This is a genomic window from Pseudoneobacillus rhizosphaerae, assembly GCF_917563885.1.
GTDB classification, from domain to species: Bacteria; Bacillota; Bacilli; order Bacillales; family Cytobacillaceae; genus Pseudoneobacillus; species Pseudoneobacillus rhizosphaerae.
Genome location: NZ_CAKJTG010000001.1, coordinates 147,709 through 161,688 on the forward strand (window position 1 = coordinate 147,709; position 13,980 = coordinate 161,688).

Annotated in this window: 15 protein-coding genes; 3 read left to right on the forward strand and 12 right to left on the reverse strand. The window is 38.9% G+C overall.

What is annotated here, in order from left to right; genetic code table 11:
• Window positions 1–18: 18 nt before the first annotated feature.
• The 8 genes from LRP83_RS00710 to paaA form a co-directional block, all read right to left on the reverse strand.
• Entirely contained in the window at window positions 19–1,536 is a 1,518-nt protein-coding gene (locus LRP83_RS00710; protein WP_230494742.1) for an aldehyde dehydrogenase family protein, read from the reverse strand.
• Between the two features lie 19 nt (window positions 1,537–1,555).
• Window positions 1,556–2,329 (reverse strand): enoyl-CoA hydratase-related protein, encoded by a 774-nt coding sequence (locus LRP83_RS00715; RefSeq protein WP_230494743.1) that lies wholly within the window; start codon window positions 2,327–2,329, stop codon window positions 1,556–1,558.
• Between the two features lie 10 nt (window positions 2,330–2,339).
• Window positions 2,340–3,119 (reverse strand): enoyl-CoA hydratase/isomerase family protein, encoded by a 780-nt coding sequence (locus LRP83_RS00720; protein WP_230494744.1) that lies wholly within the window; start codon window positions 3,117–3,119, stop codon window positions 2,340–2,342.
• Window positions 3,112–3,420 carry an EthD family reductase gene (locus tag LRP83_RS00725; RefSeq protein ID WP_230494745.1) on the reverse strand — a complete coding sequence of 103 codons (309 nt, stop codon included), beginning with the start codon at window positions 3,418–3,420 and terminating at the stop codon, window positions 3,112–3,114. The genes LRP83_RS00720 and LRP83_RS00725 overlap by 8 nt, the downstream gene beginning before the upstream one ends.
• Before the next feature lie 76 nt (window positions 3,421–3,496).
• A complete protein-coding gene (gene paaD / locus LRP83_RS00730) occupies window positions 3,497–4,012 on the reverse strand; it encodes a 1,2-phenylacetyl-CoA epoxidase subunit PaaD (RefSeq protein ID WP_230494746.1) in 516 nt (171 codons plus the stop codon).
• Window positions 4,006–4,827, reverse strand: coding sequence for a 1,2-phenylacetyl-CoA epoxidase subunit PaaC (paaC, locus tag LRP83_RS00735; protein WP_230494747.1), 822 nt, complete (start codon window positions 4,825–4,827; stop codon window positions 4,006–4,008). Before paaC ends, paaD begins: the two co-directional genes overlap by 7 nt.
• Complete coding sequence (paaB, locus tag LRP83_RS00740) at window positions 4,811–5,170, reverse strand: 1,2-phenylacetyl-CoA epoxidase subunit PaaB (RefSeq protein ID WP_230494748.1); 360 nt, start codon at window positions 5,168–5,170, stop codon at window positions 4,811–4,813. Before paaB ends, paaC begins: the two co-directional genes overlap by 17 nt.
• A 22-nt stretch (window positions 5,171–5,192) precedes the next feature.
• Window positions 5,193–6,155 carry a 1,2-phenylacetyl-CoA epoxidase subunit PaaA gene (gene paaA, locus LRP83_RS00745; protein ID WP_230494749.1) on the reverse strand — a complete coding sequence of 321 codons (963 nt, stop codon included), beginning with the start codon at window positions 6,153–6,155 and terminating at the stop codon, window positions 5,193–5,195.
• Between the two features lie 379 nt (window positions 6,156–6,534).
• Between paaA and LRP83_RS00750 the strand changes: the two genes are divergently transcribed.
• From LRP83_RS00750 to LRP83_RS00760, 3 genes are all read left to right on the forward strand, one after another.
• Window positions 6,535–7,071, forward strand: coding sequence for a cupredoxin domain-containing protein (locus tag LRP83_RS00750; RefSeq protein WP_230494750.1), 537 nt, complete (start codon window positions 6,535–6,537; stop codon window positions 7,069–7,071).
• Complete coding sequence (locus tag LRP83_RS00755; RefSeq protein ID WP_230494751.1) at window positions 7,071–8,534, forward strand: cbb3-type cytochrome c oxidase subunit I; 1,464 nt, start codon at window positions 7,071–7,073, stop codon at window positions 8,532–8,534. Before LRP83_RS00750 ends, LRP83_RS00755 begins: the two co-directional genes overlap by 1 nt.
• 122 nt (window positions 8,535–8,656) lie before the next feature.
• Entirely contained in the window at window positions 8,657–10,030 is a 1,374-nt protein-coding gene (locus LRP83_RS00760; RefSeq protein WP_230494752.1) for a dipeptidase, read from the forward strand.
• 46 nt (window positions 10,031–10,076) lie between these two features.
• Here LRP83_RS00760 and LRP83_RS00765 read toward each other — a convergent pair whose 3' ends face one another.
• The 4 genes from LRP83_RS00765 to LRP83_RS00780 form a co-directional block, all read right to left on the reverse strand.
• The gene (locus LRP83_RS00765) at window positions 10,077–11,024 is read right to left on the reverse strand and encodes a Gfo/Idh/MocA family protein (protein WP_230494753.1); all 948 of its coding nucleotides are present in this window, start codon (window positions 11,022–11,024) and stop codon (window positions 10,077–10,079) included.
• Window positions 11,025–11,103: 79 nt separating this feature from the next.
• Entirely contained in the window at window positions 11,104–11,280 is a 177-nt protein-coding gene (locus LRP83_RS00770) for a hypothetical protein (protein ID WP_230494754.1), read from the reverse strand.
• Between the two features lie 62 nt (window positions 11,281–11,342).
• Window positions 11,343–13,649: a helicase C-terminal domain-containing protein gene (locus tag LRP83_RS00775; protein ID WP_230494755.1), complete on the reverse strand. Its 2,307-nt coding sequence runs from the start codon at window positions 13,647–13,649 to the stop codon at window positions 11,343–11,345.
• Between the two features lie 61 nt (window positions 13,650–13,710).
• A complete protein-coding gene (locus tag LRP83_RS00780; RefSeq protein WP_230494756.1) occupies window positions 13,711–13,938 on the reverse strand; it encodes a group-specific protein in 228 nt (75 codons plus the stop codon).
• Window positions 13,939–13,980 lie beyond the last annotated feature (42 nt).

Below are 13,980 nucleotides of genomic sequence, written 5' to 3' on the forward strand. Positions count from 1 at the left end.
ATTCCTCTTATTGAAATTTTATAGCCCAAACGGATTCAATGGACGGCTTCCGAAATAGGAAATTACACTTTTCGTCTCACAATATAAATCAAGTGTTTCGATACATAGCTCACGTCCAAATCCTGATTGTTTATAGCCGCCGAATGGTGTACCAGGGAAGGCGGAGAACGGACAATTGACCATTACGATACCAGCTTGTATTTGCTTAGAAACTCGTGTAGCACGAGCGTAATCCTTCGTCCAAATTGCTGACCCTAATCCGTATTCACTATTGTTGGCACGCTTAATCGCTTCCTTCTCATCCTTAAATGGTAATACGACCACAACTGGACCGAAGATTTCTTCTTTCACGACCTTCATATCATCATGAACGTTCGTAATGATAGTGGGCTCATACCAGAAGCCATTTTCAAAACCTTCAACCTTAGCTTCTTTACCACCTGTAAGAATCGAAGCTCCTTCGGCTATTGCAGATTGAACATAGCCATCAATCACTTCTAATTGTTCGCGGCTAATAATGGCCCCAACATGTGTTTCCTTAGCGAATGGGTTACCAAGCTGAAGCTTCTTTGTTTTTTCGGTGAATTTATCGATAAATGCTTCGTATATGTCTTCTTGTACGTATAGACGAGAGCGGGCTTCACAAGATTGACCTGTGTTATAGAAAATACCAAATAAAGAGCCATCTACTGCTGCATCTAAATCAGCATCAGAAAAGACGATATTTGGTGATTTTCCACCAAGTTCTAAGGTGACTCTTTTTAATGTTTCGGACGCTCGCGCCATAATGTTTTTTCCAATTGGAGTTGAGCCTGTGAACGCAACTTTATCCACTTGGGGATGCTCTACTAAGTAATTGCCAATTTCCGAACCAGCTCCAGGGACGATGTTGACTACACCTGCTGGAACACCCGCTTCGATACAAATCTCACCAAGGACGATTGCCGTTAATGGTGTTAACGTTGCGGGTTTTACAACGACAGAGCAACCAACAGCGATGGCAGGAGCGATTTTCCACGCAGCCATCATTAACGGGTAATTCCAAGGGATAATTTGCGCACATACACCTACTGGTTCCTTCTCGGTAATGTTTTGGAACTGCCCAGGCATACTATTATTGGCGCCTCGATGGCTGACAATCGCACCGGCATAAAATTCAAAGTCCTCGATGGCTTGCATCACTTGGCCTTGAGCAGCACCTAGTGATTTTCCTGTATCAAGAATCTCTAATTCTACTAATTCATTAAAGCGGGAACGCATGATAGAAGCGATTTTGTTTAAGGTTCTTGATCTTTTATTGACAGGAGATAAACGCCATTTTCCATGATCAAACGCGTTTCTGGCTGCCTGAACAGCGCGTTCTGCATCCTCCTTTGTTGCTTTTGCAACAGTGGCGATAGGCTCTCCTGAAGCTGGAGCAAAGGTTATGTACGTTTCTCCAGTGGAGCTTTCTACGCGTTCTCCATTAATAATCATCCAGTATTGATCACGTTTCATTTCTAATGTCTCAAATTTTTGCTCTTTTACAGATGACACTCCACTTCACTCCTTAAGTTTAAACCCCTTTAAATTGAGGTTTTCTTTTTTCTAAAAATGCTTGAACGCCTTCTGCATGGTCAGCTGTTAATCCTGCTATCCGCTGCCCCTGTGCATCTAGCTCTAGAAATTCGTCATAGCTTACATCCCAGCTTGCATGAAGGTTTTTCTTTATTAATCCAATGGCTTTGGTTGGCATATTGGCCAATCTCTCGGCAAATTGACCTACCTCTTCTAAGAATGTATCAACAGTTGTCACCTTTGTTACGAGCCCAAGGTTACGTGCTTCATCTGCTAATATTTTTTCACCTAAGACTGCAAGCTCCAATGCTTTTGCATGTCCAATAAGCCTTGGTAAAAAGTAGAGATTTCCAGAATCAGGTACTAAGCCAACATGGATAAAGGCTTGTAAGAAACTGGCTTTCTCACTGGCTATTCGGAAATCACAAGCTAGTGCTAAACTAAAACCAGCACCTGCAGCAACACCATTAACAGCTGCAATGACAGGTTTCTCACATTTAGAGAGTGCCTTCATCATCGGATTATAGTGGTTTCGTAGGACATCTCCGTGATCCATTTGGTCATCAACGTCAGCCAAGTCCTGTCCCGAACAAAAAGCTCGACCTGCTCCTGTTATGACAATGGAACGTACGTCAGAATCTCGTGAGGCTTCCTTAAGTGCCTTTTCCAATTCTTTGTTTAATTGCTTAGTAAAAGCATTGAGTTTATCAGGACGATTTAAAGTCAGCCATGCGACTCCATTTCGTGTTTCATATTTCACGGTCTCAAACATAAGGCACCCCTTACTTCCCTCTAAAATCAGGCTTTCTTTTTTCAATAAACGCTTTCATCCCTTCCTTTTGATCCTCTGTTGAAAATAAAAGCGAAAAGTTTTTGCGTTCAAACTGCATGCCTTCATATAATGAATGATCGACTGCTTTTAGCACGGCTTCTTTAATGTAGCGAATGGATATAGGCGGTTGTTTTGCAAGAGTAAGCGCATACTTTATTACTTCTTCCATGAGCACTTCTTTTGAAACTAGTTTGTTGACGATTCCGAATTGGGCAGCTTCCTTAGCGGTAATTCTTGCCCCTGTAAACAGCCATTCCATTGCCTTCGTTTTTCCCACGAGCTTTGTTAATCGTTGAGTTCCACCTGCACCAGGCATGATGCCAAGATTCACTTCAGGAAAGCCAAATTCAGCATCATCTGCCGCCCATAATAGGTCGCAGCATAAAGCTAATTCAAATGCACCACCAAGTGCAAAACCATGAACTACCCCGATAATTGGCTTTTTAATCCAGGCGATTCGATCCCAGTCAGTGAATTGATTTAGAAGTTCTAGATCAGTAGAGTTAACGGTGGCCATTTCATCAATATCAGCACCAGCGGCAAAAGCACGCCCCGCTCCACTTAAGAGGATGACATGAACGTCTGGACTTCGATCGAATTTTTCCATTGCGGTTAAGATTTCTGTAACCATTTGCCGATTAAGAGCGTTCAAAACATTAGGCCGATTTAATTGGATATGGGCTAATGGGCCTTCAATACTGGTTAAAATATATTGGAACGTGTTACTCATTTACTTCCTCGCCGATCATAAGGGTAATAATTTCACCTGCAAACGACATTGCATCTTTTCCAGATGCCTTAGCTTCAGGTGTTTTCATGGCTGCTTTAAACGATTCCATATCGTCATAGTACATTTCACACATTAAATAGTACTTTCCTTCTCCACCCATAGGACTTCCGATAACCTTAGTCACTTCCATTTTACGTAAGCCTGGAATTTTTGCAGTTAATGGAGCATGAACTTCATAGTAATGTTTGTCGAAAGCCTCTTTATTTTCAGGGTGTTTGTATAAGGCGATCATTTTAATCATCTCTTCATCTCCTAGATTCATTTTTTAATAGATTATTTTGTAAGCGATTTATTTATATGCATCCGGACATCATTTATTACAGGTTAGCCATGGGTTTCATGGCCTCAAAAGGATTCTTGCAGCTTCGGCAGTATAAAATGCTACGGCATGCCGTAGGTCCAAATAGATTTTCTAGTGTGGTATAGATAGACCCACAATAAGGGCAATCGACCTGCCATTCCCCTGTTTCGGTTATGAATTGGGGTGGTGGGGCAATTCCGAATTCTAGCAGTTGTTTCCGTCCATTTTCGGTAATTCGGTCTGATGTCCATGGAGGGCTTAATAGAAACTCAACGTTAACCTCTGTTAAGTCTTTAAAATTTTCAAAAGCCTTACATACATTTGCTTTTATGATTTCAAGGGCCGGGCAGCCTAGAAAGGTTGGTAATAAATAGACTGTTAACTTTGGCAAGTCGATTTCTATTTTTTCTAACATCCCTAGCTCAATGATTGAAACGGTAGAGATTTCAGGGTCTTTTACCGATTGAAGCGCTTCCAAAATTTTGGTTTCAAGCAATGAATTGGACATTCCTGCACCAACTTTCTTTACCATATGGCCGAAGGGTCAAGTTCATATACTTCCTTCAAAGTGGATAGTGCATCTTCTAAATCCTTCGTATGCTCACCAGCGCGACCATTTCCGCTTTTCATAGCAAAAGGAGGTAGGGTCACTTTCAATTCATCTAAAATAGGATTCATTAAACGTAGCCATTGTTGCTTTAGGCTATGCTCACTTTCAATAAACCCTGATTCGACCATTTCTTTTTCACAAAGGCCGAGATTAAACACACCATCCATATCCTCTGCAACCTTTTCTATCGCAGCGATCATCCTTGTTCGTGCTTCCCCACCCGCTTTTAGCAGCTGAGTGAACCAAGTCTTCCAATGGAGGATATGGTAATAGAGTTCTAGATTTACTTTTACAGCCGCTTCTGCCAAAGGTTTGTAGCTCCCTTTTTTAAGAGCATCCATTTTCACCTTTTTAGCTGTAACATAAAAGTAATTTCTGACTACCGTAAAAGCCCAGTCATACCGTGGTTCAACTAAGTAATGTCCTGGCCCGTTTACTTTTTCTAATAAAATAGCATTTCGTCTTTCGGTTAAGGGGCGACTATGAGCTAAATCATTAGCATTGATTGCAACAACACCTTCTAATAGCTGATAGAACATCGTCGCATGACCCATGGTATCTTGACTGATAGAAGAAAAGGCGACATCTTCTTCAATAAATGGCGCTAATCCAAGCCATTCGGAACCGCGATAAGCTAGTATAAAATCGTCATCAGCCAATTGGAAAAGTAACTCATGTAGGGCATTCGGACTGTTCTTGCTATCAGAAGGGTTTATTTCGTTAGTCGTGTTGGTCATGATTTCGCTTCCCTCCCCAAGACATAATTTCTTTTTCATCTAACATCCCTTGCTCATAATGACGCCACTTCTTTTTTAAATAGCCATAGCCTTTTGTGTTTCGATAATCCTTGTTGTCAAGACGATATAAGGATTCTTTCTCTTCTCTAGTCATTTTTCGGATATTAGACCGTTTGACTACCCAAATGTCCGCTACAGGTTCGCGGCGCATAAAATTTTCTTGAGCCATTACCAATGCCATCTCTTCATTTGGCGCTAGTAATGAAAACTGATATTGCATAGGAGCTGTATCGGATCTTTTGCTAAATACTTCAAATTCCTGATAGAAGCCTTCACTTCCCATAGACCTTACTCCTTTCGTGTGTTTACGAGATTTCTTTGCTTAGGGCATCACGAACCCATTCGTTCGTTTCATATGAAATTTTACGGAGACGTAAGCGATCCTTCGATTTTGGGCCATTATTTTTGATGATTTCTTTAAATTGACTCCAGTCAGGCTGTTGATAGATCCACTTTTGTTGATCCGTATCAAAGTACATCGTGTCATCAGGCAGCTTCAATCCAAGTGAAAGCATTCTAGGAATATATTTGGTGAAAAAATCCTGGCGAAGCTCTTCGTTTGTTTTTGTACGAATACCGTATTTAATCGTGATATCTTGTTTAGAGGTACCCGTCGTTGAGGCGTCACTTGGACCGAAAAACATTAAAAGGGCATCCCACCAGCGATTGATGGAATCTTGAATCATAGCTCTTTGTTCAGGAGTGCCCTCCGCAAGTGCCATAATGATAGATTCACCATGTTGAGCATGAAAGACTTCTTCCGCGCAAATCCGTTTCAAGGCTCTTGCGTAGGGACCGTACGATGCATCTAACATATTGGTTTGGGAGATGATGGCTGCTCCATCCACTAACCAACCGATTAAACCAGCATCACCCCATGTTGGAGCTTCCATATGAAAAACATTATGAAACTTTAAATCTCCTGAAAATAAATCTTCCATTATATTTTCACGGTTTTTCCCATAGGGCTTCATTAAATCTTCAGCCACTCGAAGAAGTAATTGTCCATGCCCCATTTCGTCTTGCACTTTTGCCATAATGCCAAGCTTTCTTCTTAAGGTTGGAGCCTTTGGTACCCATTCTTTTTCTGGGAGAGCCCCCATAATTTCACTAATTCCATGCATCGAAATTAATTTGATTAGAGTTTTGCGATACTCCTCTGGCATCCAATCATCCGCTTCAATCTTTTCTCCTGCTTGAATTCGTTCGATAAATCTTTGATATTGACCATCATCAGTTATCTGCTGAGAAGAAACCTTTTCATTCAAACCTCTCCACCTCCAATGAATTGTCCATAACTATTTTATTAATATCCATCCTTTTATATAACGTTTATTTATCGTAATGCTTATATAGTGTTATATGTTTATTTTAACACAAATGTAACGCGCGCATAGTGAAAAGTCAATATACTTTCAGAAAATTTACATTATTTTACCGCTTTAAAGTGTGTGGGGACAGTCCCTCGATGCTTTAAAGTGGTAAATCGTTCGGTGTCTTCGTGTCTTTCTTCCTTTAGCACTGTTTTAATACACTTTATGATTTAAATCACGGTAATTGTGTTTTGTTAGGAGTAAAATGGTAAAGAAATTTCCCATAGGTTGGGGGACCTTGGAAATTTTAGAAGTTACGGTTGGAGGGGATAAAATGTATCAACAAATTGCTTGGACTGTCACGTTATTTTTGGTTTTTCTTATCGCATTGGCATTTTCCTTTGTGTATGGCGAATCTAAACGTTTAAATGAGTACGGTCCTATCCAGAAAAAAGGCTACAAAATTAGAAAATATTATTTTATTGGGATCTTAGCAGTAATGGCAATTATATCAGCTGTTACACTTACTAGACTTCCCTATCACCACGAAGCTGCTGCCGAAGATTATAAATCGGTAGATGTGGAAGGTATTCAATTTGCTTGGAACATGAGTGAAGACAAATTTGTTGTAGGTGAACCGATAGAATTTCGAGTTACGAGCACGGATGTGACTCATGGTTTTGGCTTATACGATGAGAATTTGCAGTTGATTGCTCAAACTCAGGCAATGCCAGGGTACACGAATTCTGTTTATCACACATTTGATAAACCAGGAAAATATCAAATTCTTTGTATGGAATATTGTAGTGTTGGTCACCACATTATGGTGAAAGAGATTATCGTAACAGACAGCGAAAGGGGTAATGAATAATGGAATACGTGATTAAACCATTAGCTAAAAAAGCTGTTATGTGGCATCTTATTACAACTGCTATTGTTATTTTACTTATGATGGTTTTCGGTGTAATGATGTTATTGAATCAGGGAGAACTGATTTCGATATCACCAGAATTGTTTTATAAAATTATGACTGCACACGGGATAGGTATGATTGGGATAGCTTCTCTTGGTGGTTTAGCAATCATGTGGTATTTTCTATCTAAATACCTACCGTTAAATCCTAAAGTTTTGGTTGCGAATTTCATCATGTTTTTACTTGGTGTAGTTTCCGTATTAATTGGAATCTTTGGTTTTAACTTTTCAGACGGATGGACATTTTTATATCCATTACCATCTCAATCCGCACAATTTGGCGGGCCAGCTGGTGCTTTATTTTTCTTATCTGGAATTTTACTTTTAGGTGTTGGCTTTTTAGTGATATATGGATATGTTGCCTACCATTTAACTCGTGTGTATGGCGGACTTCATAAATCACTTGGTTGGGATTATATTTTAGGGAAAAAAACAGGTTACGGTCCACCACCTGCCGCTGTTGCAAGTACGATGGTTGTCATCTGTAACTCAACCGCTATATTAGCTGGTGCGGTTGTCATCATAGCTTCCATTCTTAACATATTAAATCCTGCCATTGTTATAGACCCTTTATTGGCGAAGCACTTAACTTATGCTTTTGGTCATATCTTTGCAAACTGTACTATTTATATGGCGGTCATTGCCGTTTATGAAGGTCTATCAAAAGCAACCAATCGTCCTTGGAAATCGAATAAAGTCTTTTTTATAGCATGGAATTTCTCTACTATATTTACATTAATGATCTATACACATCACTTACTGATGGATTTTGCTGTACCAAAATGGATGTTAATCGTTGGACAAGTATTCTCCTATGCGAATGGTTTACCAGTAATGGTAGTTACAGCCTACGGGGCATTATTGATTGTTTATCGTTCAGGGATTAAGTGGAAATTCTGGTCCTTACTCTTCTTCTTATCAATGTTTGGTTGGCTATCAGGGGCGATTCCTGCTATTATCGATGCTACCATTGTCGTAAATCATATTATGCATAACACGAAATGGGTACCTGGGCATTTCCATATGTACATGGGAATGGGTGTTATTACGATGATTTTTGGATTTATGTCCTACTTCAATCATCAAGAAGGAAAAGTAAAAGAAAACAGTTGGGATTTGTTTAGTATCGTTTTATATTTTACGTTCTTCCTCGGATTATGTGGTTCATTCTTATACGCAGGAAGAATAAGCGTTCCACGACGTTGGGCTGAACATTTACCTGAATGGGTATTTTCAGACCAAATAGGAGCATTTTGTGGAGTTCTGATTATTTGTGCAAGTCTTATTTTCACAATCAGATTCTTCATGGGAATCAAAAGCGCTGGTTCTCAAGAAAATTCAGATTTAACCAAAATTGCTTAACGCGTTAAAGCGGCGGGGGACAGTCCCCCGCCGCTTTACTGTCTTAAAGAAAAACAGGCAGGAATATTATTCTTCTTTGAAGAAATAGTATAATGAGTGAATTAACAAAGGAGGATTTTTAGGTGGATCAATCAATTATTACATACCTTACCGAAAACAGAGAAAAGCATTTAGCTGAGTTAAAGGATTTTTTAGCAATTCCAAGTATTAGCTCCCTTCCAGAGCATAAAGAAGATGTTCAAAAAGCTGCGAATTGGGTAGCTACCGCTCTTGAACAAATTGGCATGGAAAATATTAAAGTGCATCCAACTAAAGGTCATCCTGTGGTGTATGGTGAATGGCTAAAAGCGGAAGGTAAACCGACTGTACTTATTTATGCGCATTATGATGTGCAGCCTGTTGATCCCTTACATTTATGGGAAAGCCCACCTTTTGAAGCGGATATTCGTGATGAAAAGCTTTATGCTCGTGGCGCGAGCGATGACAAAGGACAAGGCTTTATGCATGTAAAAGCATTACAAGCTATTCTTGAAACAACGGGTACCCTTCCAATCAATGTGAAGTTCCTCATTGAAGGCGAAGAAGAAATTGGAAGTCCTAATCTTCCGGCTTTTGTTGAGGAAAATAAAGAACTTTTATCCTCTGATATTATTGTGATTTCGGATACCAGTATGATGGAAAGAGGAAAACCGACGATTTGTTATGGGCTACGAGGATTATGTGGTGTCCAGATTGATGTGAAAGGACCAAAAGGTGACCTTCATTCCGGATTATACGGTGGTGCCGTTCAAAATCCAATTCATGCCCTAGTTGAAATCGTCAATTCCTTTCATAATAAAAATGGACAAATTACAGTCGAAGGCTTTTATGATCAAGTGGCAGAGTTAACTCCTGCTGAAAAAGAAGCTTATTTAGCTTTAGGGATAAAAGATGAATCTTTCATCAATCAATTAGGAGTCACAGAAATGTTTGGTGAGGATGGTTACACGACTTTAGAAAGAACCTGGGTGCGCCCAACTCTTGAAGTAAATGGCATTTATGGTGGATTCCAGGGTGAAGGGATTAAGACCGTCCTTCCTTCAGAGGCACATGCAAAAATTACTTGCCGTCTAGTTCCTGATCAAGATCCGGATACAATTGTAGAATTATTACAAGCACATATTAAGGCACACACTCCTTCTGGGGTTACCGTGGAAGTATCGTTGTTTGATAAAGGCGCACCTTTCGTGACTCCATTTGATCATCCTGCCATTCAAGCGGCTGGTCGAGCATACGAAAAGGTGTATAACGTTCCGACTTCCTTTACTCGAGGTGGCGGTTCGATTCCAATTGTGGCAACCTTTGATCAAATTTTAGAAAAGCCCGTTGTGCTAATGGGCTTTGGTTTACCAGATGAAAACTTCCATGCACCAAATGAACATTTTCATTTAGAAAACTTTGATAAAGGTATGGAAACATTGTGTCACTATTGGTTTGAGTTAGAAGATTCGTTATAATCCTAATAAAAAGGGCTGATTCGAATAGGAATCAGCCTTTTTTTACTTATTTATTTCCAAGTAAACTTTCTAGCACTCTTTGTACTTCATACCCATCTCTAAATGAAACTAGATGTCCCTCTTTTCCAGTCACGGCTTTCACTAATTCTCCTACAAGATCAATCTCTTCAACCCTTTGCAGTGGAAGAACAGCTGGGGTAGAATCCCCTTCAGAAATCGACAAAACACTCCAATTCGTAAGATCAATCGTTCCTGTATCCCCAAATACCTTGAAGGAAATATGTTCTTTTTGACCAATGCCGCTCAAACCGCTAAACAGAACAGTTGTTCCGTCTTGGAGCTCCATTCTAGAGATAAAACCTTTTTCACAAAGTGTTGGATCCTCTGGATAATCGACAAAGGATTGGATATTTTGAACTCCACCGAACACATCTAACATCATTTGGATATAGTGTGGTCCGACTTCTCTTATAAATCCACCTTGTTCTCGACCTGCAATCCAGTCGTTTTGCTGCCAAGCACGTGGCCAAGTTGTAAAATGCATCTGAACTTCAATACGATTCACTTGTCCAATATTTCCAGTTACAATGTGTTCTTTAAACTTCTGAAACACATTAGAGTAAACCATTGGGAAGTTGATAGCATTTACTATTTTTGCTTCCTCTGCAGCAGCTACCATTTCTTTCGCTTCTTGGATGGAGTTGGCAAGCGGCTTTTCACATAACAAGTTCTTCTTCGCAGCCATTACATCTAGTGCAATACGATGGTGAAATTTAGGTGGAACTGCCAAATAAACTAATGAAATCGATTCATCTTTAAGCATTTCTTGATAATCTTTAAATGTTTCAACATCATACTTTTCCCGGATACTAGTAAGTCTATCTTCATTTACATCACAAACAGCGACAACCTCTGTTTCTGGGTGTTGAATAAATTTATGTATAACTCGTTCCCCTATGGCCCCAAGGCCAATTACGCCTACTTTTACTGTCATTTAAAAACACCTCAACTCTATTAAAATCAGCCACAAGCTTATTTTACCACTTTAAACTGAATCTTTGAAAAAATTAATCTTACTTTTGTTGATTCTTTTCAATGAGCCGTTTTATGTTCTCTTTTGGATTCCAACAGTTAAACTGAAATTTTGGTTTCGTCTCAAAGCCAAGCCTACTACACAAATAATTCATAGAGCCAACTGATTTCAACGCCCTAAAATGCTCACAAGTAGCACAACAATGGAAATCTTTCATTCTCATCCCCCTACCTAATCACTGTAACGCATTAACGTACTGGGGGACAGTCCCCCAGTGCTTTAGTGTGTGAAAATGTTTAGGTTTTGTTTGTTTTCTTTCCATTCGGTTGGTAATAGTTTTTGGTATTTGGGTTGAAGGAATCGGTCGTCGATTAGGACGATAAGACCTTCATCTTCTTCTGAGCGAATGAGGCGTCCTCCAGCTTGGAGTACTTTATTGATTCCTGGATATACATAGGAGTAATCATAACCGTTTTTTCCTACCTTTTGGAAGTAATCTTTAATGAGGTCACGTTCTAATCCTATTTGAGGTAATCCAACACCAACAATGATGACGCCATTCAAACGGTCCCCTTTTAAATCAACCCCTTCTGAAAAAATACCACCTAGCACAGCAAACCCAACTAATGTTCCGGATGTATTAGGCTGAAATGTAGCTAGGAACTCCTCCCTCTCGATCTCAGACATGCCTTGTGCTTGTAACAAGACGTTTATATTCTGTAATTCACCTTGAAAGGCATCATATACCGTCATCATATATTGATAGGAAGGGAAAAAAATGAGAAAGTTACCCGTCCTGTTCTTTAATAGTGAGGTAAGTAAATTCACAATCTGGTCCTTTGTTCGTTCACGATCTTTATATCTTGTCGAAAGTGGTTCTATATGGAAATCCGTTTGGTCACTACTGAAAGGAGAAGGTATATTAATCAAGTAGTCCTCTGTCTTCGCGCCTAAAAGACTTTGATAATAATCAATCGGACTTAAAGTCGCAGAAAAATAGACGAACGAACGATACCCTTTACTCATTTTGCTTAATTGGTGTGAAGGGTCCAGACAAAAGATTTTCAACCTAACTTCACTTTTTTCCAATTCTACATAGGTGGTAAATCGATCATCATATAGCTTGTGTATTCTCAAAAAGTTTTGCACGAAAAAATAAGTTTCTAGCAAAAGTTCGTCTGTTTTTCCTCCTGCTTGTTTTAATAATTCAATCTCTGCTTCAATCTTAAATTGTTCTAGACCTTCTAGTAATTCATTAGCTATGGTCTCAACTATTGGATTACCACTACTTTGTATTTCTTTCTTTATTGCTAGGAGGAAATCATTTATCCCCTTCGCCGTCCGAGATAATGTTGAATTTTTTGTTTGATATTCTTTTTTTAACGTTAAAAATGGCGATTTAAAAATTTCCGCCGAAAACATTTCTCTAGCTCGGTCGACCAAATTATGTGCTTCATCTACTAATAAGCAGGTTTCCTTTTTCTGATCTTCAATTAATCTTTTTAAGGACACTTTCGGATCGAAAATATAATTGTAATCACAAATGACAACGTCTGCTACGTACGATAGGTCTAAAGAAAACTCAAACGGACAAAGAGTATGTTTTCGGGCGTAGCTTTCAATTTTTGTACGATCAATCGATTGCTCATTTTGGAAAATATCGATTAAGGCTGCATTTAATCGATCATAATAGCCATTAGCAAACTCACAATAATCCTTTTGACAGATGGTTTCCTCTTTAAAACAGGCCTTATCCTTAGCTGTAATGGTCACAGAGTTTAAACAAAGCCCTTTTTGCTTCATAAGTTGAAACGCTTCTTCAGCTGCTTGACGCGTAATCGTCTTCGCTGTTAAGTAGAAGACTTTCCCAATATGTCCTTCTCCCATTGCTTTTATTGCTGGGAAGGATGTTGAAATGGTTTTACCAATACCTGTTGGAGCCATAGCAAATAAATTTTTCTTATCGATAATCGTTTTATATACTGCGCCAGCTAGCTTCCGTTGCCCTGGACGAAATTGTTCAAAAGGAAACGCTAGCTGCTTGATACTTTCATTGCGATTTTGAATATGTTCATATTTTAATTCTGCAAATGGAGCAAACTGCGAGATAGTATCAAATACAAAGGATTCCAATTCGGAACTTGTAAATGATTGGGTTAACCGTTTGATTTCTTCTGAAACAATCTGGTAATAAGTTAATCGGACATTGATTGTTTCTAAGCCTTCTTTTTTTGAATAAATGTAAGCATAAAATATAGCTTGCGCCCAATGAACAGGATACCCATTATCTGGAATGGCTGATAGTTTCATTGAGGTTGATTTTATTTCATCAATTGTTACTTTATTTTCTTCAAATAATATACCATCGCATCGACCATCAATCTCATATTGATAACGGTTCCATTCTAGTTGAGTTTTTAGAGGAACTTCCTTTAGATCGTGCTCACGATAAGCACTTTGAAGCTTTTGATGGGCTTTCGTTCCCTCAATCATGGATAAAGCTGTACGGAATCGGATGTCAATGCTTCCACTTGTAAAAACATATTCAACTAAAGACCTGATGGAAACTTGGATAAGATTATTCACGACAAATCCCCTCATCTAAATGAAAAAAGGCTTAGAATATAGCTCTAAACCTTTTTTGACATTATTTTAAAACTATTAAAAACTTCTCATTACGTATTAGTTTTTCGTCTTTGTTTGATAAATCATATTTTTTGAGTAAATGAAAGACTTCATTGAGTGTTTCCTGAGTATGAGTTTTCGTAAAAAATGAATGAAACAACTCTAGTAATTCTTTTGGTAAAAAATCTTTTTGTGATTCATATTTTTTCTGAACATCTTCATGTGAGTGATCGATATTACATTGACTCATTGTTTCCCCTCCAATTACCGCGTCTATCCTTCTATTATAATG

Bases quoted from the DNA above. Each gene is read 5' to 3' on its own strand.
- LRP83_RS00715 (WP_230494743.1), bottom strand. From the start codon at position 2,329: ATGTTTGAGACCGTGAAATATGAAACACGAAATGGAGTCGCATGGCTG.
- LRP83_RS00720 (WP_230494744.1), bottom strand. From the start codon at position 3,119: ATGAGTAACACGTTCCAATATATTTTAACCAGTATTGAAGGCCCATTA.
- LRP83_RS00725 (WP_230494745.1), bottom strand. From the start codon at position 3,420: ATGATTAAAATGATCGCCTTATACAAACACCCTGAAAATAAAGAGGCT.
- paaD (WP_230494746.1), bottom strand. From the start codon at position 4,012: ATGGTAAAGAAAGTTGGTGCAGGAATGTCCAATTCATTGCTTGAAACC.
- paaC (WP_230494747.1), bottom strand. From the start codon at position 4,827: ATGACCAACACGACTAACGAAATAAACCCTTCTGATAGCAAGAACAGT.
- paaB (WP_230494748.1), bottom strand. From the start codon at position 5,170: ATGGGAAGTGAAGGCTTCTATCAGGAATTTGAAGTATTTAGCAAAAGA.
- LRP83_RS00750 (WP_230494750.1), top strand. From the start codon at position 6,535: ATGTATCAACAAATTGCTTGGACTGTCACGTTATTTTTGGTTTTTCTT.
- LRP83_RS00755 (WP_230494751.1), top strand. From the start codon at position 7,071: ATGGAATACGTGATTAAACCATTAGCTAAAAAAGCTGTTATGTGGCAT.
- LRP83_RS00765 (WP_230494753.1), bottom strand. From the start codon at position 11,024: ATGACAGTAAAAGTAGGCGTAATTGGCCTTGGGGCCATAGGGGAACGA.
- LRP83_RS00770 (WP_230494754.1), bottom strand. From the start codon at position 11,280: ATGAAAGATTTCCATTGTTGTGCTACTTGTGAGCATTTTAGGGCGTTG.
- LRP83_RS00780 (WP_230494756.1), bottom strand. From the start codon at position 13,938: ATGAGTCAATGTAATATCGATCACTCACATGAAGATGTTCAGAAAAAA.